Here is a 19,895-nt window from a genome sequence, read left to right on the forward strand (position 1 = left end):
GCGGAAGCAGCGGAAGATTGCGAAGAAGCTCGGGATCAGCCGCTGCTTTGTAGAAGACACTTTTGGAGTTAACATTCAAAGTCAAAGGAGAATCGTATAAAATGTCGAATTGTAAATATCTGAGAGTACTAGTGCTTTAAAAATGGAGAGGTGATGTGTTTGGCATTTAGTAAAAAACTTGTCTTATTGTTGCTAGCACATATGATAATAAGCGTTTTTTTAGTAATAATACTAATCTTATATGGTTTTGAAGCAATTCTATTTAAAAATTCTTTTTCTTTTATAGTTGTCGTATTACCAATCGTTTATATGATTACTGGATACAATATTGTTAAAAATATTTACGAGAAAAAATATAAGTTTCTCATCCTGTTAAGTGTGAGTATTCTAGGCTTTCTATTTTGGTGCTGGTCTGCTTTCAATTATTTAACAGACGATCTTGATGCAAGAATGGATCGCGCAGTTGCGCCGATTGTAGTTCCTTCTGAGGTTGTGTGGCTTCTTTATGGCCTCTATAATAATTTTGTGTATGCGATTTTTACAATTCTCGAACAAATGAAGTCGTTCACATATAATAAATACATCATTTCGATCATTTTTTTAATGGTCAATTTTTTACCTTTCATTTTTATGTATATAGGTTCATTACTGAGAGATTGGAAAGTAAAAAGGGATTTATTAAAAACATGGCGGGGGTGAGCCGACACAGCGGGAGATAGCGAAGGAACTGAGGATCGGCCGCAGCTATGTCTCGTGGATTGAGAAGCGGGTGCTGATGAAGCTGTATCACACTCTAATTCATTACTTTCCTTTCATTTATACTTGAAGATGTTACGGACGGGGGCTGTCTTAGATTTGTTGAATAAATTGGGTTACATTTCCTAAACAACAAGACCCCTGCGGGTTGTTTACTTCGCAACCGCAACGACCTGCCTTAACGTGTGATGAAATGTTTGCAATAGCCGCTTTTCCGCTTTCCGAAAGTCTCTGACGTGTCCAACTGAAGCAATAACAAACAGGGGTATTTTCGCTGTTATCTTTCTGATATACCGGAATCTTAATTTGTTCTTTAACGTATAGGCGTCTGTTTTGAGTGAAATAAACAACATCACAATTTGACGACTGACAAAACCGATATTCGTTTTTAGCTTCTAATTGTTCAAGTGCGGAAGGGTTCAACAAGCTTTTTAGTGTTATAATATCAATCGGCTTTCCTGCATCGCCACATGATGGACATTTAAATTCTTCTGATTTCATGCTCTGATTTGATACGCAGCAATTTTCCATTTTCATCTTCCTTCAGCTTAATAATTATTATATGACTATATCAAAAGAAAAATTTCTAGATAAAAATATCATGTATAAGCGAATTGTTATAATGAATCCAAATGCAATCGATTAGCTTCTTTCATTCATTACTTTTCAAATAGTGTTTCAAGAATTGGACATTCGTAAATATCTTTTTCATCAGGGCAACGGTTTTTTAAGTCCTTTAACATAATTTCTATTCTAAGAAGGTCTTGAATTTTTTTCTGAACGTCACCTAGCTTTTGAACAACAAAATCATACATACCCGTGCACCTTATGTCATCTTTATCAACAATACCAAGTAATTTATCAATTTCAGATAACGTGAAGCCAAGTTCTTGCATTCGTTTTATAAACATAAGTCTCTTTAGTATTTCTTCCGAATAAACTCTATAGCCTGCTTCAGTTCTTGCAGGTTCAGAAATCAAACCTTTTCGTTCATAATATCTTAGTGTTTCTTTATTCAGATTGCATAATTTAGCAATATCCCCTGATTTGTATTTCATTTTTTCACCCCTAATATAAGGATAAACCATGTACTTAGGTACATGGTCAAGGATAGTTTACTTATTTTCATTATTGCACCGATAAAGAGAACGCACGGCGAGAATGTACGGAATAACAACGTTTAACTTGTCTTTGACTTTGCGCACTAGAGTAATTAGAATCGAATTACTTACGCATTTGCGACAGACCGCTTCTTTTTTATTATGGTGCAAAAGCAAACCGCCTACTTGAAAAGGCGGAAAATGCCCTTAGTCTACTTAAAGTCATACACTTTATACTGCCCATTGTCAGATGAGAACCTTAGTAAATTCCCATCCTTCGGAATGCCTTCGAAATAGGCACCCATACAGCCGGTTGTACATCTATGACCAGACAACAGAATATTTACATCGGTTCCGCGATGTTGCTCGTGGATTTCATTCATGAAATCAAATACTCTCTTTATGAAGCTTTGAATGTCTTCAACGCGCTTATACACGTTAGAATCAGGAACTGCTCCAACCATCTTAACTTCACTCTTTTTCAATGTATCGGCTTCACCTAAATCAAAAACATCTATTCTCGTGTCAATTGTTGCTTTTGCATTCGTAATGATCTCGGCTGTTTGAATCGCTCTTTCTTGTGGTGACGAATATATATGATCAAAATGAATGCCTCGAAGGCTTTCATGCAATGATTTAGCTTGTTCAATCCCGTTCTTATTTAATGGAAGCCCTTGTCTTCCTTGCAGTCTTCCTTCTTTGTTGAAGTCCGTTTCTCCATGCCTCACTACGTATATCATCTAAAAACCTCCTGTCATCTGATCTAATGATAAAAAGCTTCAAACCGTATTATATCAAAAATTTGAATTATTTTCCTGATAGATCATTATTCAAAGCACTTTGGCGTTTAGCTTTCTCGGTGTAACTAGCAATAATATACTATATGGCACTCCCAATAAGATGTAGGATATGAGAACAGCTTGAAGGGAGCGTTCTCATGTATACTGCATCTTTTTTTATTTACTGTGTCATCGCAACTTTTACACCGGGACCAACGAATATCGTCATATTGTCTACCGTAAAGCAATCCGGGCCAAAAACAGCAATGAAATATACATATGGTGCAACGCTTGCATTTGGCTTGCTGCTTGTTCTTTCCGCTGTTTTGAATAATGTGCTAGTCATGATCTTGCCGAAAATATTAATAGCCATGCAGATAGCCGGGAGTATGTATATGCTTTATTTAGCCTATTTGATTTTTAAAACGAATTCGTCAAACTCAACTACGACTCAAAAGGCAACTTTTTTATCTGGATTCATGATGCAGTTTCTAAATCCCAAAGTCATACTGTTCGCATTGACTGTCATTCCTGCCTTTATTATGCCCTATAAGAGCGGGAGCGCTGCGATAACGCTAGGTATCATTATAATAACAGGGATTGGCTTTCTAGCTTTTACAACGTGGGTTCTGTTCGGTACGATCTTCAAAGCATTTTTACAGAAGCATAATAAAATTGTTAATGTTATGATGGCTTTACTATTAGTTTACGCTGCTGTTATGATTTGGACTTAGATAAGCTTAATGCAGAGGTGCTGTGATGGAAAAATTTCTTTATAAAAAATCGGCAGGTATTACTGCCTTATCGGCAAGTATGACTGAATTTAAATATAAAAAGCACGCCCACAAGGAGTATGCGATAGGTGTAACCTTGCGCGGTATTCAACGTTATCATGTAGATGGCAGCTTGCAATTATCTTATCAGAATGGTGTGATGTTCTTTAATCCCGAGCAGGTGCATGACGGTATGGCAAATGATCAATCTGGCCTTGACTATATCATGCTGTATATCGATCCGCAGCTGCTATTAGAGGCTATGGGCAAGAAGGATATTGTACGATTTACAGCTCCTATCGTGTACGATCACGGGCTTAAATCACGAATTGTAAGTCTTTCTGAAGCCATATTAAGCGAAAAAGATGAGGCATTATGCAATGAGTTGTTCTTATCTCTGACGGACAGCTTTGTTCAAACTAATCTTTCTTCCGACTGTAAGAAGGACAGTGTCATCATAAGAAAAGCAAAAGATATGATATTCGCGAACCTGGAGCATGTTCTCAAACTTGAGGAGATCTGCGCAGAGCTTGGTTTATCTAAATTTCAATTTATCCGAGTGTTCAAGGCTCATACCGGTATTTCTCCGTATCAATACTTCCTTAATTGCAAAGTAGAACGGGCAAAGCAGTTAATTGAAAAAAACAGAGATATCTATTTTGCAGTAGCTGCATGCGGTTTTTTTGATTTAACTCACTTAAATAAACACTTTAAAAGTGTATATGGAACAACAGCCCATGAATATATTTCACATCTAAATTGAAGCAGCTTTCCCTTTTAAAGCAATATCCTTCTACATCCATGACCATATGAATATATTTCGTAATAAGAAATCGGATGAAGATGGATGAAGGAGTTGGGGAAGTGGAGGCTTATTCGACGGGTTCTGTTCTACACAAAGGCAACGCGCTGAGCACGCAACGGGTTGATGATTTTATCTCTTTTATCAGGAAAGCTAATGAGCTTCTTCAGACGGAATCGGATCTATCTCCTGATAATTCATTAGTTAAAAGTATGATTAGCCTTCTTGCCCTTCAGCTGCGATCAAACTATTTGCCTGAAGAGGTACAAGCTGTTCTAAGCAATGAGTATATTCGTTTGCACCAACGAAAATTGCAAGATAAGTTGTCAGAAGCTGAATTTCTAACGGAGATAAGCGATTGCCGTCATTTTTGCAAGTCCGAAGCTCCCGGCTTGGATAGTGTGACAAGGCTGCCGAACTGGAACATTTACATGGCTCTGGTCAGCCAGGAATTGTCCATACTGCGTCAGATCCTTCAACAGGATCGCCATATAGAGAAGACGCCCGTTATTTTCGTAGGCAGCGGGCCAATGCCGTTAAGTGCTATTATTCTGCACCTGCTCGGCAATATGGAGGTTACTTGCCTGGAATTAGATGCTGTGGCTTATGAGGCATCCTGTACATTACTTGAGCATTTAGGCTTATCGAGTAAAGTTACTGTAATAAAAGGAAACGGATCGGAGTTCGATTACAGCTCTTATAACCGTATATTTGTTGCGAGTCTCGTTCGAAATAAGCTGGAGGTGCTTGAGCAAATAAGGCGTACTTCAACAAATCCGTTAGTAGCCGTTCGCACAGCGGAGGGGATGAGGCAGATCATGTATGAAGCGGTTGATGAATCACAGCTGAATGAAATGGGCTGGCAGCTTGCGGGACGAACGTATCCTGTAGAAAATCTGGTCATCAATTCAACTTTGTTTCTTGAACGCGTGACCAGTATGAATTGATATGACGACCACATGAGAGTGTATACTCCGTGTGGTTGTTTTTTTGCCTAATGTGTACATTTTGGGAATTATTATCATTTTCTATTTACGATTCCAATATTTTGTAATATTCTTTTTTTGTAAAATCCTTTTTTGAAGAGAGTAGGAGATTGAATATGGCGGATCTATTTAATGTTACATCTCTAGTGCTTTCCATTATTGTGTTCGGAATTCTTTATTGGTCGCTCAATAAATATTGTTTTAAACCCTTGTTTTCAATCATGGAGCAGAGAAAATTGTATATCCAAAACATGCAGCAACAAGCAGAATCGAATCGTGCTGAGTTAATTGCATTTCAAAAGGAACAACAACAGATTTTAATAAACGCCAGAAATGAAGCGAAAAAGATGCTTGAAGAAACGATACAGGCAAGTAATAGTCATGCCGAAAAAATCATTCAGATCGCCAAAAATGAAACGTCGCTGTTAAAGGACGAAGCTTTGCGTCAAATTCAGAAGGAAAAAGCACAAGCCATGGAACAATTAACGGAACAGGTTGACGGAATATCTGAAATGATCGTAGTTAAAATAACGGGAAACGGCACTGATCCAAGCCAAGGAACTAACCACGTACATTGATTTCAAATTAATAAAGAATGAGGTGCAGCAGCATGGACAAGGACCGATATTTTCTTGAGATGGCATTGGATGAGGCCGAAATAGCTTTTAAGGAAGGCTCTGTTCCAATTGGTGCTGTTCTAGTAGACCCCGAAGGGAATGTGCTTTGCAAAGGCAGAAATCGCATTTTTACTGATCTTGATCCGACATGTCATGCTGAAGTTGATGTAATTCGACGAGCGGGCAAAATGCTGCTGGACTCAGCGTACAAAAATAAATGCACGCTATATTCGACGGTCGAGCCTTGTCCTATGTGTTCTGGGGCAATCATTTTAGCTGATATTGGCAGGGTAGTATGGGCACTGAGTGATGACTATTTAGGTGCGATGAGAATTATGAAGGAAGGTAATCATTTCAGACATAAATTCGATAAAGTTTCAGTAACCGCTATGCCATTTAGGGACTTAGCTATACGTTCCCAAGAGCTTCATCGGAAATGGGACGAGCGACGCGGACTAGAATATAGAGTCAGTGATATCATATGATTGATACTCAAACAAGCTGCTAAGATTCGTAATAGAATTTTTCACCGTATAGCTCAGCTTGCTTTTATCATGGAATTGGCTATAATATGTTTATGTGATTAAACGAATGAACGAGAGGGGGCGGAATATGAGCCAGAGTACTGAACATATTGTGCAACAATTTAAGGAAAGTATTCCGCTGCTGGAAGTGCTGACTGATGAGAAACGTCAAGCGATCATTTTATTGCTCGCACAACATAAAGTGGGTCTTAACGTTAATGCTATAGCGGAGCAAATAAACTTGTCCAGACCAGCGATCTCTCATCATTTGAAGGTTTTGAAGCAAGCAGGTTATGTGAGTTATGAGAAAAAGAGTGTAGAAAATTACTACAAATTAACGTTGCGCGAACCACTTGAGCAGCTCAAATTATTAATTGCAGCCATTGAAGCCGAGTGCAGCAGTTCTTCTTAACCAGCAAGGATTAAGAAGAATATTTTTTCTCCCTATTGGTTTATATGTTTAAACGAATAATCATAAATTGGAGTGATTGTAATGAAGGCTATGATCATTGAGAAATACGGAAAAAATGTACCTTTAATAATGTCTGAAAAGCCAATGCCCACTATTGGAGAACATGATGTGCTGGTCGAAATTTATGCCGCAAGCTTAAATCCTATCGATTTTAAAATCAAAGAAGGCAAAGCGAAATTTTTGCTAAATTACGAGCTGCCATTAATTTTAGGAAATGATTTTTCCGGAGTTGTTATCAAGGTTGGCAAGAGGGTCGTAGCTTTCAAACCCGGAGATGAGGTTTATGGCAGACCCCGCAAAGGCAGAATCGGGACCTTAGCCGAATACATTGCCATTCATGAAGAGGATATTGCGCTGAAGCCCTGGAATCTAAGCTTTGAAGAAGCAGCATCGATACCGCTGGTTGGACTCACGACTTACCAAGCCTTTCACGATATTATGAAGCTGCAAAAAGGCCAGAAAATTTTAATTCACGCCGGATCAGGCGGTGTGGGTACTTTTGCGATCCAACTAGCTAAAGTGATGGGAGCATACGTTGCCACGACTGCCAGCGATAAAGGCTATGAATTAGTCCAATCACTTGGTGCCGATCGAATCGTCAATTATCGGAAAGAAAATTTCGAGGAACTGCTGTCTGGATACGATGCCGTGTATGATACGTTAGGCGGTGCCGTTCTGGAGAAATCTTTTCAAGTATTGAAACCAAACGGGAAAATCGTATCGGTGTCCGGCTGGCCGAACGCAAGATTCGGAAAAGAAGCAAAGCTAGGATGGCTGAAGACATTCCTTTTATCCATTGTTAGCCGTAAAATTACAGCCCTCGAGAAGAAAAGCGGAACGACCTATCATTTCCTCTTTATGAAACCAAGTGGTGCACAATTAAAGATAATCGGCGAATTTATTGAAAAGGGTCAAATTAAGCCTGTTATTGATAAGGTGTTTGCCTTCAAAGATGCCGCGCTGGCGCTTCATTATCTGGAGGGCGGCGGTGCGAAAGGGAAGGTGGTTGTTAGAATTAAGGAGATGCAGGATGTCGATAAAGGGTGAACACTTTAATAAGTTGGTGTATTAATTTCTAAATCAACCTATTTAGAATCTTAGCAACACGCCGTAAAGTCTTATAAGGCACGGGCTGTATCGCTTTTTATGCCGTTATATGGTATTTTCCAAATGCGATATATAACGCATGTTTCCCGTGCATTTCTCGGCGTGTTTTGCTTTTGTTTGCTTATGTTAATCAAGACCTTTTAAAAGACAATAAATCTGTTGTACTAATATGTTTAATATCGGAAATTTGCCCGCCTGTTAGCATCTCATAGAGACCATCAGGAACAAGTTTATACTTAAGGTTATCTTCGAAATCATTTAAGTTCTTCCAGACAGCTATATAATTTTTGTCGCCTTCAATTCCTTCAAATTCATTCTTGTCATAGTCATCCATTCGACTAAAGCTCGCTTCATAAATAAAATCATATTCATGCCCAATTTCTCCGTACCAAGGAAAGATGTGCTCGATAATCCCTATCAATTTTGGTTCAATAATATCAATATTAATTTCCTCTTTTACTTCTCGTATTACAGCTGATTTGCTATCTTCTCCGTACTCAATCGTGCCGCCAACGGGGCGAAATGTAATGATACCATCTTCTTCAGGGAATTGTTCAAGTAATATTGATTCTCTTCTTTTAATAATGCAAAGAGAACAAGCTCTATACTGCAAGTTTTTCACTCCTCATCGAATTTTATTTATTTCATATATTCCATTTAAATATTGCGTTATCCTGCACATGCCGTACTTAACTGAGAATCACGGCTCGCGGTTCGCTATTACGCGAATTGCGGACTCTTTTATTCCCAACCAGATAACAATTCACTACTAAGTTTACAATTGTACAATGGTCAGATCAGGTACGTCTATACTACTATGATATTAAAGGAAATTAATTACATTTGATGGAAAATTCATAACGATAACCAAATCACATCAATAAAGAAAGGAAGCCTATATGTCCAACGAAAATGTAGTTCATTCAGTATCGCGGAGGCTTACTACGGCAGAAGAAATTTTTCTATCACAGCTAGACCCTAGCGAGTATTACCTTAATATTGCGATTAGCAGTGACCGCGTGGCTGCAGCTTTGCTGGAGCGAGGGTATCGTGTTCAAAATCTGCAGTTGTCCACGAACAGCATCGGGGAAATAGATTCACTTAACGAGGTATCATTATTAGAGGGATTTTCCGATGAACAATTTGATTCCATTCTTTTCATGGGCGGGCTATCTAACGTTCGGCAGCCGAAGCTATTGTTAGATGAATTACACCGTTTGCTTAAACCCGGCGGTTTCCTTGCAATAAGTGAGCAAATGGGTTCAGAAGCAGGTTCATTGAACGGTGCTGCTAAATATACGGAAGAAACATTCCTGCTTGAGGTTGGCGAGAGCCAATTTACGCTATATAACTTTATCAATGATAAGCAATACGGCGGTGAAGGGCAAATTGGCTTATCGCTTTGGAAAAAATCCATTATTCAATAATTGTATCTTAACCTATCCATACCCAGAGAAAGAGCACTTGAAATAAGTGTTCTTTCTCTGGGTATTTTTTATGGTCACTCCCCTTATAATCTCATTCCACTCTGGTAAATTAACACATTATTCATACATTATTAACAGCAAATTGACACGATGCGTATACAACATTGATATATTGGGGCTATTAAGGGGTGATAACTATGAATGATTTGGAACAAATGTCCTCCGCAACTTCCCAGCCTGTTCTAGATAGCGATAGATTTGGCTGGGACAAGCTTCAGGTCTCGCAATGGTACAGCCCCGAGCAAGCCTTCAGCCCTTCGACAGAGGCTAAGTATCTCATTGGGATACATTGTACAGCCTACTACGAGAATTATTATACGATTCATATGATCCCATGTAATGAAAGTATTCTTTGCCCTTGGGGGCGAACGTCGCTCTATTTCTTGAAAATTGAAATTACGCCTTCGATGCTCGAAGAAATCGCTCGTGAATCCGGATTTCTGACGGAAGGCTATATGATCCAATTGGACCGTAAATTTCATGTTAAGGATTCCAGGCTTCTGCAGCTAGGATTGTGGATGCTCGAAGAATTGCAGAACGGCGGAGCTAAAGGAAAAATATACAGTGATTCTTTGTCGAACATGCTGATTATCCATCTGCTGCAGCATCACTCTTCCATGGTCCCCCGGCCCTCGAATAGCAAAACGCCAGCCCATCAGCAAATTTCTCAAGTGATCCAATATATGCGCGAAAGCTTAGCAGAGGACATTCAGCTGTCCGATTTAGCCCCGATGGCCCATATGAGCCAGTCTCATTTTATTCGTATTTTCAAACAGCAGACCGGTTATACGCCGCATCATTATTTAATCCGCCTCAGGGTCGAACGATCCAAAGCTCTTATTCGTTCCGGAAAAGTGGGATTAAAGGAAATTGCCACTCAGGTTGGTTTTGCCGATCAAGGGCATTTCACCCGATTGTTTAGACGTGAAACAGGTCTTACTCCGAAGCTGTATGCGAACCAAATCTCCTCGAAACCAAACCATTCGTTCTATTGATTGATTTTGCAGCGGGGAATGAGAGTTTTGTTCAAGGAAAGAAGTGTTTTGTTCAATAGGAGGCATTGCGGTTAGCTCTAGAATAAGGTTGAAGCAAGGCATACAGATGCCCGGCTACATCCCTATTTAGGAGGAGAGACGCTTGAAATTACAGAGAGTACTCAGTGTGATTGGTGAGGGAGATCTTGCGGTCCGTAAGAGGTTGAAGAAGGAGCGATCAGCGATGCTCAAGCCATCAAGTTTGGTTATACTGCTTCTGGTTTGTATGTTGACGATTGTCGGATGCGGTCAATCGAATAATGCTGCCGGAGGTGAGGCCACACAAGCGCCATCAAGCCCGCCTGCCTCCGAATCATCGGAGAAGCCGGAAGCTAAGCCGGTGGAGATCACCTTTTACTACCCAGTCAATGTTGGTGGTCCTCTGACCAAAGTGATCGACGGGATGGCTAAATCTTTTATGGATCAAAATCCTGGCATTAAGGTCAACCCGGTGTACACAGGCAACTATGGCGATAATACGGTGAAAATCCAAGCAGGTGTTCAAGCTAAGCAGCCGCCAGACGTAGCTGTCATGATGTCAACGGAATTGTTCAGTATGCTGGATATGAACGCGATCATTCCGCTAGATGATTTTATTGCAAAAGATACAGATATCGATATGGCGGATTTCTATCCTGCTTTTATGGAAGATACACAAACAGAAGGAAAGACCTACAGCATTCCGTTCCAACGGAGCACAATTGTGATGTACTACAACAAGGAGATGTTCAAAGCGGCAGGTCTTGACCCGGAGAAACCGCCAGCGACATGGGATGAGCTAGTATCCTATGCCAAGCAGCTGAACACAGATGGACATGCAGGTCTGGAAATTCCGGGCAACGACGATTCCTATTGGATGTTCCAGATGCTTGCACGTCAAAATGCAGCTGATCCTAAGCAAAATATAATGTCCTCTGACGGCAAAAAAGCGATCTTCAATACGCCTGAGAACGTTGAGGCTTTGCAATTCTGGCTGGACTTGTCGCATAAGCACAAAGCGATGCCGGAAGGTGTCATCGACTGGGCAACGGTGCCGACCGACTTTATCGAAGGCAAAACAGCGATGATGATGCATACGAGCGGAAACTTGACGAATGTGAAGAACAATGCGAAGTTCGAGTTCGGCGTGGCTTTCCCTTCAGGTCAAAAGCAGTACGGGTCGCCTACAGGCGGTGGCAACCTCTATATTTTCAAAGATACTGCTCCTGAAAAACAAGCTGCCGCTTGGGAATTCGCCAAGTACATGACAGCTCCTGAGCAGGCTGCATTGTTCAGCAGTTCATCCGGTTATGTTGGTGTACGCAAATCTGCGTATGAGACGGAGACGATGAAGCAATATACGGCAGATTTCCCGCAAGCTCTGGTCGCTCGTGATCAGCTGCAATATGCATTCAAAGAGTTGTCGACACATAATCACGGGAAAGTATCAACGGCCATTACCAACCAGATCCAAGCTGCTTTAGCTGGACAAATTGATGCAGCTGGCGCACTTAAGAAAGCGCAAGAAGAAGCGGATCAGGCACTAGCCCCATTCAATAAGTAAATGAAATCTAAATGCAGGTAACTGCTCCACTTACAGGTTGCGTCAGGACGGCCGGCATTGCTCGTCCTGACGCTGTTCTTTACATGAATAGTTTATGTGATTGTCTTGAGCGAGCCTCGAACAAGGAAGGATGGAAGATATGGTCACCGGATGGAGTGAGAAGCTCAGACGCAACGGGTTTGGCTGGGGACTGGTTTTACCGGCTCTAGTGTTTTTATGTCTATTTACCTATTACCCGATGTTGAAATCAGCTTTGCTCAGTCTATATGAGAAAAATCTAGCAACCTCTGAACCCGTGTTCGTCGGATTAGGCAATTATGCGAATTTATTAAAAGACTCGGTTTTTATAAAAGTGTTCAGCAACAACATTTGGTTTGCTGCAGGAACGGTGCCGACCTCATTGCTGCTTGCTTTCGCAATGGCTTTATTTGCGGACAAGGCGATAAAGGGCCGGGGGCTGGCACGTCTGGCATTTTTCTATCCGAATATGATACCAATGATCGCGGTTGCGAACATTTGGTTGTTTCTGTATACGCCGCATTTTGGCCTCTTTGCCCGTCTGACTGCTTGGATCTCGCAGCAGCCGGTTAATCTGCTCGGTTCGCCGGATACAGTTATGGGCGCATTAATAGTCATGATGATATGGAAGGAAGCCGGATACTTCATGATTTTCTATTTAGCGGGGATGCAGCAGATTCCGAAGGATTTATATGAAGCAGCTGCTGTGAATGGAATCGGTGCGCTAACCGTCATCAGGAGAATAACGATCCCGCTCACGATGCCGACTACGCTGTTCGTAGCCGTTGTCGCCATAACGAATGCGTTCAAATTAGTCGATCATCTGTGGATTATGACGAAAGGCGGGCCAAACAATGCGAGTAACCTGCTGCTTTATTACATTTACGACACGACCTTTAATTTCTATGATCAAGGAATGGCCGCTGCAATGACCGTGGTGATGATTGCGCTGCTGCTTATCATTTCTTCCATACAGTTCTTCGGCTGGGATCGTAAAATCCACTATGAATAGGTAGGAGTTCATGGACAACAATCCGTTAAATATGCCTCTGCGCTTCAAACAGAGCGAGCATAGAGCTGCTGAAGAAGGGCAGGCTCTACGCTCAGTGAACATGCAGCGCACAATCCGCCAGTTATTGTGGCATGCAGCCGGCTTCGGCTTTGCCGCGTTATGGATCATTCCTTTCGTTTGGGTAATCAGAATGGCCTTTCTTCCCAAACAATCTGCCATCGGATCCGGATGGTCATGGAGCTTTACGCTGGATAATCTCATTCACGTCTGGCATGCAGCGCCATTCGTTACATTTTTCTTGAATACTTTGCTAGTTTGCGGCGGCGTTCTTGCCATCCAGCTTGTCACGCTGACGATGGCGGCCTATGCTTTTGCCCGGGTTCGTTTTGCAGGGAGAGAGCTGTTATTCATGCTGTTCCTGGTTCAGATCATGGTACCGCCGGATGTTTTGATTTTCTCCAATTATCAAGTGTTGAACGAATTGGGATTGCTGGATACCAAGGTTGGAATTATGCTGCCTTACTTCGCTTCTTCTTTCGGAGTGTTCCTGCTTCGGCAATCGTTCAAGCAGCTGCCTAATGAATTGGAAGAGGCGGCCCGGGTAGAGGGCGCATCGCGCTGGCGTACGTTGTGGCAAATTTTTGTGCCGCTGTCTCGACCGATCTACGTGTCCTTTGCGATCGTGTCCGTCAGCTTTCATTGGAATGATTTTTTATGGCCGCTTATTGTGACCAATTCCGTAGATAATCGCTTATTAACGGTAGGCTTGGCCATGTTCGCCAAATCTACCGAGTCGGGTGCGCAGTGGTCTGATGTAAGCGCAGCGACGCTGATTGTTGCCGCGCCTCTTATGATCGCTTTTCTAGCGTTCCAGAAGCAGGTTATCGGCAGTTTTATGAGTTCCGGAATTAAAGGATAGGAGGAAGATAGGGATGAGAATCGCGATTATCGGAGATTTGCACTACCCGGCCGAACTGATTAACCACACTAAGATCAATGAAGTAGCTCGCGATGCCTTCTATAAACATTTTATGGCCAGCTTCTTATCGATCAACGCTGATTATCATATTTCAGTGGGCGATCTGGTTCATGATGGACAGCCTGCTGAATTCAATCAAGTGCTGAGCCATGTTGACAGCTTTAACGTTCGTTTTCTTCATGTTCTAGGCAATCACGATACCTACACCCATTCGAAGGAAACGGTTCTTTCCCTTACACAGCAGCAGCGATACAGCGTTATTGAGACTTCCGATGCGCTCATCTTGCTGCTGGATACGGCACGGGAATGCCGTGACAACTGGGGCGGAACGATTGACGAGGAACAGTTGGGCTGGCTTGCAATGCAAATGAACCGGGAGGCGGACAAGCCGCTGTTCGTATTCGGGCATCACCCTCTATACAATACGACGGCAAGATCAACAGAACCAATGATGTCACTAGACCCGGATGTAGAGATTTGGCCGATACTTGAACGGTGGCCGGGAGTTGGCTTTTATTTCAACGGCCATAATCATATTCATTCTATCGTCCGAAAAGGACAGTGGCATTTTATCCAAACGGCTGCCGTTCCGGATGTTCCTGCTGTCAGAGTCGTCACCGTTAATGCTAATGAAATCAGGCTCGAGATGACTAGCTTAGCGGACGAGGCTTGGAGCGAATGGACTTCTGCTTTTACCGGCAACATGTTTGATTATGAGATGTATCCGAATGCAGAGGGAGACTCATCAGCAGAACGGCTAATTGTAAGCCTTCATTCCGAAAAAAGGCAGGTGGAGCGCAAGTGACACGTCAGCCTGTTCGTTTAGCTATCGTTGGCGGGAACCGGGGAGCAAGCTTCATGAATGCTCTTACCTCTCTAGCCGATCGAATTGAACTAACCGCGACTTGTGATTTGAACGAGTGGGTGCTCAATCAATGGAAAGAGAAATTTCCTAAAATCCGAACGTACCAGGATTATCATGAAATGCTGAAGGACTCGTCCATCGATGCGGTATTTATATTAAGTCCAATGCATCTGCATGCAAGACAGTCGATCGATGCGTTAAAAGCGGGAAAGCATGTCTTAAGCGAAGTTATTGCCATTCAATCGCTAGAAGAAGCCTGGGAGCTTATCGAGACGGTTGAACAAACCGGATTGAAATATATGATGTCTGAAAATTACTGCTTCTCGCGTTCGAATCTGACAATTAAACATATGGCGGATCAAGGGATGTTCGGCGAAATTACTTATCTGGAAGGCGGCTATATTCATGATCTGCGCCATCTGATTCATCATCCTGACGGTTCCCTTACTTGGCGGGGGCAGCTGCATCAGCAATTAAACGGAATCAATTACCCTACTCATTCAATAGGTCCGGTAGCGCAATGGATCAATCTAAACAAGCCTAATGGAGACCGGCTGAAAAACATGTCCACCTTTGTGTCCAAATCCAGAGCGCTGCAGCATTACTTTGGCCATAATTATGGCAAAGATCATCCGGCCGCACGAAACGGTTTTTGGCGGCAAGGGGATAGCGCAGTGGCCGTTATCCAAACGGAGAATGGCGTGCTTATTGAACTGCGTGTCGATTGGACGTCCGTAAGACCTCATAACAAAACGCACTACCTGCTTCAGGGAACGGAAGGGGCTTTTATTTCAGGGCGCCATGAGCAGGAGGATGATCTGATATGGTTCAGCAACCGTTCACCGAAAAATCTGGAAAACGGATCGGATACCTGGGAGCCTTTGCGCAGCTATCAGCCGCAGTATGATCATCCGATATGGAAGAAGTGGGGGCAGTTCGCGGCTGGAACGAAGCATGGCGGGGGTGATTTTCTCGTGTTGGAGGAATTCATTTCAGCCATTCAGGAGGATCGGACTCCCTCTGTTGACGTCTATGACGCAGTGACTTGGAGCTCCGTTTTTTACTTGTCGATGGAATCCGTTGAAGCGGGCGGTAAGGTAATTGCATTCCCTGACTTTAAAGTGAAAGAGAGGAAATGAAGGTGAGTCTGAGTATGTCCAAGCTTATTATGAAGAAAGAAGGGCTGTCGGACTTGCCTGGTTTCCATTGTCCTACAGGGTATCGATTGCGCCCTTTCCAACCGGATGACGAACGAAATTGGGAGGATCTTATCCGTTATTCTTTTACAAGAGAGGTGAAATTTGCGGAAAAGATCGGAGATCATGTTCCCTTTTATACAGATCGCTTATTGTTCATCTGCCGAGGGGATCAGCCTGTCGCGACAGCTGCGGCTTGGGAAAGGGCAGACGGGGAAGATCACAGCTGGTATTTGCACATGGTAGGCGTGCTGCCCGAGTATTCGGGTAAAGGTCTCGGCTATGCAGTTAGTTTAGCGGCTTTGCACAAAGTAAGAGAAGCGGGCGGGGAATCTGTGCTGTTGGAAACCGACGATTTCAGACTGCCGGCAATTCGAATCTATATGAAATTAGGATTTCAGCCCCTGCATACAGACGAGAGCCATCCTGAACGATGGGAACGGATATTGCGGGAGGTATGATATAGCAGAAATTGTGGTAGTGGAAAAGCTAAAGCCCAAGCGTATATTGCGTTTGGGCTTTTAGCTGTGAAAAAGGCTGAGTCATCGTGGGGGTTTGCTAGAAACTAATAAATTGGCACCCGGTATCGGGAAGATTTCAAATAAAAGTAAAAACTGTACGAATATACGTTTATAATGAAGTCATGTGGTAGGTGTATTCGTATCATTTACTTGCAGATTCAAATTAAAAGGAGATTTATATATGAAAGTGATTGGGATTGTTTTACTCATCGTATTGCTTTCTGCTTGCGGGAGCAATAAGCAGGATTTGTCCGCAGCAGCTCCTATTATTAATAAAATGAGTTTTTCGAACCAACAGGTTGCCATTCAATATCCTGAAATCACGAATCTGGATAGCCCGGAGCAGGCAAGAAAGTTGAATGAGGTATTGAAGAGCGATGCCATGCAAATAATAGATTATTTTGGCGGGAATGAGCAATCGAACGAGGTGAATGCTGATTATGTTTCTAAGCTAACAGGAGATAATTTAATCAGTGTTGCTTATTCGGGATCAAGCTATGTAAAGGGCGGAGCATATCCTAGAAGTTTTTTTGTCACAACGAATTTAGATTTAACGAAAGAGAAGAAGATCGTTTTGAAGGATATCGTGAGAATAGATGATGAGTTTATTTCGGCGCTGCGAGGAGCGAAGTATGTTCCGTATGATTCTGAGCTGATTGTTGAGGCAGAAGCAAGGGAGGAATTAAGCAGCTATTCTAATGAGCAATTGATTGCACTGTTAAATCAGTCAGATGTAATAAGCGATACGAATGAATTAGGCGTATCCACTTATTTTACGAAGGATTCGCTTGGCATAAGCTTTAATGTACCACACGCACTTGGAGACCATGTGGAGTTTGAAATTGCTTATAGTGAGCTTAAAGAGCATTTTTTAATTGAGAACAAATTATGGAGTAAGGGATTAAAGCGAGAAAAATGACAGATTAGAAATAGGCTGAAGAAGGAACAAGAGTAAGGAACAGGGGGGCTTGTTATTAGAAAAGTTAAAATGACTTTATTGGCTCTTTGTCTATTAGTGGTTTCTATTTTTTATTTCTATGTTAAAAATAGTAGTTTAATAGCATTAGAAGAGCCAGTGAGCTTAGATTCTAATATTGATTTAACTGGCAACTGGTGGTTTATGGCTGCAAATTCAGCTGATGAAAAATTAATGAATTATGGAATTTCAACAGAAGGTATCGATTTTGAAAAATATAATGTAGTTGTATCAAACGGAAGAGAGATTCAGAAGATGAGCTTTGTTCGTTCAGGTCAATTTCCTTTTGGACGTACGCATTTTGCTAAAGTCATTTTGAAGAAGGAAATTCATAAACGCACATGGTTTGTATATAAAATGAAGAAGATGGAGGTTTATATGGATGAAAGGTATCCTCATGGAAACATTCACATAAGTAAATAAGTTTGCACTAAATGCAATGTTTCTAAGAGCACAATTAGGGATTCAAAATAGGAGAAAGGAAGTTCTTATGCTTGTAATTTCTGTTGTTCTAATAATAATTGGAATACTATATTTTGTTTTTCCAAACGTAGCCTGGAAGTGGGGAGCTTACAATATCATTAGCCTCAGTAATAGTGTAGATAATGAAGAGAGTGAAAGTATTAGGGCATTGTCGGAGAGAAGGAATGTACGATACATTCGATTTTTTGGAATATTACTATTGTTATTAGGGTTATTGTTATATTTGTTGGTGTAATAGCTGTTTCTTAACTCTCTTAGCTTATAAAATGAAGCATGAAGATAATGAAACTTGTTAGGGAGAAGACCCGAATGAACTCTTACAGAAACAAAGTAATTCTAATTGGTGTTTTCATTTTACTGTTGTCAGCTATGACTGTCATCATAAATTTCAGTTTTAAGGGTACACCTTGGGGGAAAGCGAATTTTACAATGAGGACAGAGCAGTACCTTTCTTTAGCTAAGTATGATCTTCCCAATGAATATGAGTTATCGACTGTTCACAGTTTTAAATCAGGTGAATATAAATCGGTTATCACACTCCCTAATGGTATACAATTTCAAGTTTTAGAAGACTATAGTGATCAATTATTCGACAACTACTATACTGCAAAAGTTGAATCCACTGTATCTAATGAAGCTTCGATAGTTATTAAGAGCATTTTTGAAGGTGATTCTCGGGTTAATTTGTATATGGGAGGCGGGAAGGGTATTAATGAAAAACTCACAGAGACTAGTTCTTATACTAATTTAAGTGGGGATATAAAAAATCATGTTTTCCTTTATGTTCATTTAACAAATAATTACACTTTAATGGATGAAGATATTTTTAATGAGAAATGTTCTAAATTACTCAAATGGATAACTACAAATAATTATGATTCAAATGTATTTATCTCTTTCAATGATGGATATGTGATAGACATTAAATACAATGAACTTCGAGTGCTAAAAGATGGAGATGTGTGGAAGAAAGCTGTGAAAATAAATGTGAGACAGGAATGAAAGCTACAAAGGGCTGTTGAGTTATATTTGCTGGCGTATTACAGAAGGAGAAATGTCAGGACATAAAAGGGAAAGTATTTGTGAAAGGGGAATTCTAACTTGGCTGGTATGAAATACGGAGATGCCAAGTTTGCAGCAGACTTTACTTCTTTGATGACAACAGAGTGGTATTGCGTTATGTAATAGAGCAATAAGATGGAAGCGGGATTCAGCCCATGAATTATTTTATAGGAGTATCAATAGTATCTGTTATTATTGGCGTTATATATGCCATCACTAAATATTATCTTCCTATTCAGACTTACCACGGTTTTATAATTGACAAACAATCAGAAACATGGGAGGCTATGTCGATATCTAATAAAGTAACATCTTACACACTGGTTGTACAAAAAAACACATTCGATACTGTAAAATTAACGGTTTTAAATTCTAAAAAGTTTGAAGACTTATTCGTTGGCGATCAAGGGGAATTTAAAGCCAGAGGAAATTTTTTAATAGATTTCAACAAAGGTATTACTTCAAATCAAATGCATTAATTCTTTTAGAAAAGAAGCATAAGAATGAGATTACTAGAGTGATTGAAAGTAAGGGGGCAATTGTTGTCCATATAGCCAAAATAAACGCAGAAGATAGTCCATTTTCTAATCAAAGCGGCACAGATAACATTATTTATAAAGTAACGTATACTATTGACGATCGGACTCATACTGCATGGTATAGAGGAGTCAAAACTATTAATAATATACATAATCAGACCCCAAGAGGACAAGGCGGATATGGTGAATCTTGGATTTTTGAATAAATGATTCGCTGCTAACATTTCTCCATCCTAATCCCGCACAACCCGGCAGTACCAGACA

At 41.1% G+C, this 19,895-nt stretch carries 25 protein-coding genes and 1 pseudogene; 22 read left to right on the forward strand and 4 right to left on the reverse strand.

Features of this window, described 5'->3' with window-relative positions; genetic code table 11:
* The first annotated feature begins 159 nt into the window (after positions 1-159).
* Positions 160-699 carry a hypothetical protein gene (locus tag ACFVVF_RS25280; protein ID WP_387815452.1) on the forward strand — a complete coding sequence of 180 codons (540 nt, stop codon included), beginning with the start codon at positions 160-162 and terminating at the stop codon, positions 697-699.
* A pseudogene (locus tag ACFVVF_RS25285) lies at positions 689-826 on the forward strand (sigma factor-like helix-turn-helix DNA-binding protein); the annotation flags it as partial. The gene ACFVVF_RS25280 and the pseudogene ACFVVF_RS25285, both read left to right, overlap by 11 nt.
* Before the next feature lie 23 nt (positions 827-849).
* On the opposite strand, the gene ACFVVF_RS25290 reads toward ACFVVF_RS25285, so the two are convergent.
* The 3 genes from ACFVVF_RS25290 to ACFVVF_RS25300 form a co-directional block, all read right to left on the reverse strand.
* Entirely contained in the window at positions 850-1,293 is a 444-nt protein-coding gene (locus tag ACFVVF_RS25290; RefSeq protein WP_483875036.1) for a putative iron-sulfur cluster-binding metallochaperone, read from the reverse strand.
* Between the two features lie 122 nt (positions 1,294-1,415).
* Positions 1,416-1,814 (reverse strand): mercury resistance transcriptional regulator MerR, encoded by a 399-nt coding sequence (gene merR, locus ACFVVF_RS25295; RefSeq protein ID WP_387815456.1) that lies wholly within the window; start codon positions 1,812-1,814, stop codon positions 1,416-1,418.
* A gap of 254 nt (positions 1,815-2,068) precedes the next feature.
* A complete protein-coding gene (locus ACFVVF_RS25300; RefSeq protein WP_387815458.1) occupies positions 2,069-2,596 on the reverse strand; it encodes a histidine phosphatase family protein in 528 nt (175 codons plus the stop codon).
* Between the two features lie 197 nt (positions 2,597-2,793).
* Between ACFVVF_RS25300 and ACFVVF_RS25305 the strand changes: the two genes are divergently transcribed.
* The 7 genes from ACFVVF_RS25305 to ACFVVF_RS25335 all read left to right on the forward strand — a co-directional run bounded on the left by ACFVVF_RS25305 (position 2,794) and on the right by ACFVVF_RS25335 (position 7,856).
* Positions 2,794-3,369 (forward strand): LysE family translocator, encoded by a 576-nt coding sequence (locus tag ACFVVF_RS25305; protein WP_387815460.1) that lies wholly within the window; start codon positions 2,794-2,796, stop codon positions 3,367-3,369.
* A 25-nt stretch (positions 3,370-3,394) separates the two neighbouring features.
* A complete protein-coding gene (locus ACFVVF_RS25310; protein WP_387815462.1) occupies positions 3,395-4,171 on the forward strand; it encodes an AraC family transcriptional regulator in 777 nt (258 codons plus the stop codon).
* A gap of 251 nt (positions 4,172-4,422) precedes the next feature.
* A complete protein-coding gene (locus ACFVVF_RS25315; RefSeq protein WP_387815730.1) occupies positions 4,423-5,157 on the forward strand; it encodes a nicotianamine synthase family protein in 735 nt (244 codons plus the stop codon).
* A gap of 155 nt (positions 5,158-5,312) precedes the next feature.
* The gene (atpF, locus tag ACFVVF_RS25320; protein WP_387815464.1) at positions 5,313-5,774 is read left to right on the forward strand and encodes a F0F1 ATP synthase subunit B; all 462 of its coding nucleotides are present in this window, start codon (positions 5,313-5,315) and stop codon (positions 5,772-5,774) included.
* Positions 5,775-5,806: 32 nt separating this feature from the next.
* Entirely contained in the window at positions 5,807-6,298 is a 492-nt protein-coding gene (locus ACFVVF_RS25325; protein WP_387815466.1) for a nucleoside deaminase, read from the forward strand.
* 127 nt (positions 6,299-6,425) lie between these two features.
* Positions 6,426-6,749, forward strand: a complete 324-nt coding sequence (locus ACFVVF_RS25330; RefSeq protein WP_387815468.1) for an ArsR/SmtB family transcription factor — start codon at positions 6,426-6,428, stop codon at positions 6,747-6,749.
* 81 nt (positions 6,750-6,830) lie between these two features.
* Entirely contained in the window at positions 6,831-7,856 is a 1,026-nt protein-coding gene (locus tag ACFVVF_RS25335; protein WP_387815470.1) for an NADP-dependent oxidoreductase, read from the forward strand.
* Positions 7,857-8,046: 190 nt separating this feature from the next.
* Here the strand turns inward: ACFVVF_RS25335 and ACFVVF_RS25340 are convergent, their stop codons facing one another.
* Positions 8,047-8,529, reverse strand: a complete 483-nt coding sequence (locus ACFVVF_RS25340; protein ID WP_387815472.1) for an NUDIX hydrolase — start codon at positions 8,527-8,529, stop codon at positions 8,047-8,049.
* Positions 8,530-8,815: 286 nt separating this feature from the next.
* On the opposite strand from ACFVVF_RS25340, the gene ACFVVF_RS25345 reads away from it, so the two are divergent.
* The 13 genes from ACFVVF_RS25345 to ACFVVF_RS25405 all read left to right on the forward strand — a co-directional run bounded on the left by ACFVVF_RS25345 (position 8,816) and on the right by ACFVVF_RS25405 (position 19,837).
* Positions 8,816-9,343, forward strand: a complete 528-nt coding sequence (locus ACFVVF_RS25345) for a methyltransferase domain-containing protein (protein WP_387815474.1) — start codon at positions 8,816-8,818, stop codon at positions 9,341-9,343.
* A gap of 197 nt (positions 9,344-9,540) precedes the next feature.
* The gene (locus tag ACFVVF_RS25350; protein WP_387815476.1) at positions 9,541-10,398 is read left to right on the forward strand and encodes a helix-turn-helix domain-containing protein; all 858 of its coding nucleotides are present in this window, start codon (positions 9,541-9,543) and stop codon (positions 10,396-10,398) included.
* Positions 10,399-10,621: 223 nt separating this feature from the next.
* Positions 10,622-11,980, forward strand: a complete 1,359-nt coding sequence (locus ACFVVF_RS25355) for an ABC transporter substrate-binding protein (protein WP_387815732.1) — start codon at positions 10,622-10,624, stop codon at positions 11,978-11,980.
* A 139-nt stretch (positions 11,981-12,119) separates the two neighbouring features.
* Positions 12,120-13,010, forward strand: coding sequence for a carbohydrate ABC transporter permease (locus ACFVVF_RS25360; protein ID WP_387815478.1), 891 nt, complete (start codon positions 12,120-12,122; stop codon positions 13,008-13,010).
* 100 nt (positions 13,011-13,110) lie between these two features.
* Positions 13,111-13,929, forward strand: coding sequence for a carbohydrate ABC transporter permease (locus tag ACFVVF_RS25365; protein WP_387815480.1), 819 nt, complete (start codon positions 13,111-13,113; stop codon positions 13,927-13,929).
* Positions 13,930-13,942: 13 nt separating this feature from the next.
* Positions 13,943-14,794: a metallophosphoesterase family protein gene (locus ACFVVF_RS25370; protein WP_387815482.1), complete on the forward strand. Its 852-nt coding sequence runs from the start codon at positions 13,943-13,945 to the stop codon at positions 14,792-14,794.
* Positions 14,791-15,993, forward strand: coding sequence for a Gfo/Idh/MocA family protein (locus tag ACFVVF_RS25375; RefSeq protein WP_387815484.1), 1,203 nt, complete (start codon positions 14,791-14,793; stop codon positions 15,991-15,993). Before ACFVVF_RS25370 ends, ACFVVF_RS25375 begins: the two co-directional genes overlap by 4 nt.
* 14 nt (positions 15,994-16,007) lie before the next feature.
* Entirely contained in the window at positions 16,008-16,511 is a 504-nt protein-coding gene (locus tag ACFVVF_RS25380; RefSeq protein WP_387815486.1) for a GNAT family N-acetyltransferase, read from the forward strand.
* Positions 16,512-16,752: 241 nt separating this feature from the next.
* A complete protein-coding gene (locus ACFVVF_RS25385) occupies positions 16,753-17,490 on the forward strand; it encodes a polysaccharide deacetylase family protein (protein WP_387815488.1) in 738 nt (245 codons plus the stop codon).
* A gap of 69 nt (positions 17,491-17,559) precedes the next feature.
* Positions 17,560-17,970 carry a hypothetical protein gene (locus tag ACFVVF_RS25390; RefSeq protein ID WP_387815489.1) on the forward strand — a complete coding sequence of 137 codons (411 nt, stop codon included), beginning with the start codon at positions 17,560-17,562 and terminating at the stop codon, positions 17,968-17,970.
* A 369-nt stretch (positions 17,971-18,339) separates the two neighbouring features.
* Positions 18,340-19,032: a hypothetical protein gene (locus ACFVVF_RS25395; RefSeq protein WP_387815491.1), complete on the forward strand. Its 693-nt coding sequence runs from the start codon at positions 18,340-18,342 to the stop codon at positions 19,030-19,032.
* Positions 19,033-19,247: 215 nt separating this feature from the next.
* Positions 19,248-19,571: a hypothetical protein gene (locus ACFVVF_RS25400; RefSeq protein ID WP_387815493.1), complete on the forward strand. Its 324-nt coding sequence runs from the start codon at positions 19,248-19,250 to the stop codon at positions 19,569-19,571.
* Between the two features lie 38 nt (positions 19,572-19,609).
* A complete protein-coding gene (locus tag ACFVVF_RS25405; RefSeq protein WP_387815495.1) occupies positions 19,610-19,837 on the forward strand; it encodes a hypothetical protein in 228 nt (75 codons plus the stop codon).
* Positions 19,838-19,895 lie beyond the last annotated feature (58 nt).

Source organism: Paenibacillus sp. NPDC058174, from assembly GCF_042883865.1.
In the GTDB taxonomy this organism is placed as follows: Bacteria; Bacillota; Bacilli; order Paenibacillales; family Paenibacillaceae; genus Pristimantibacillus.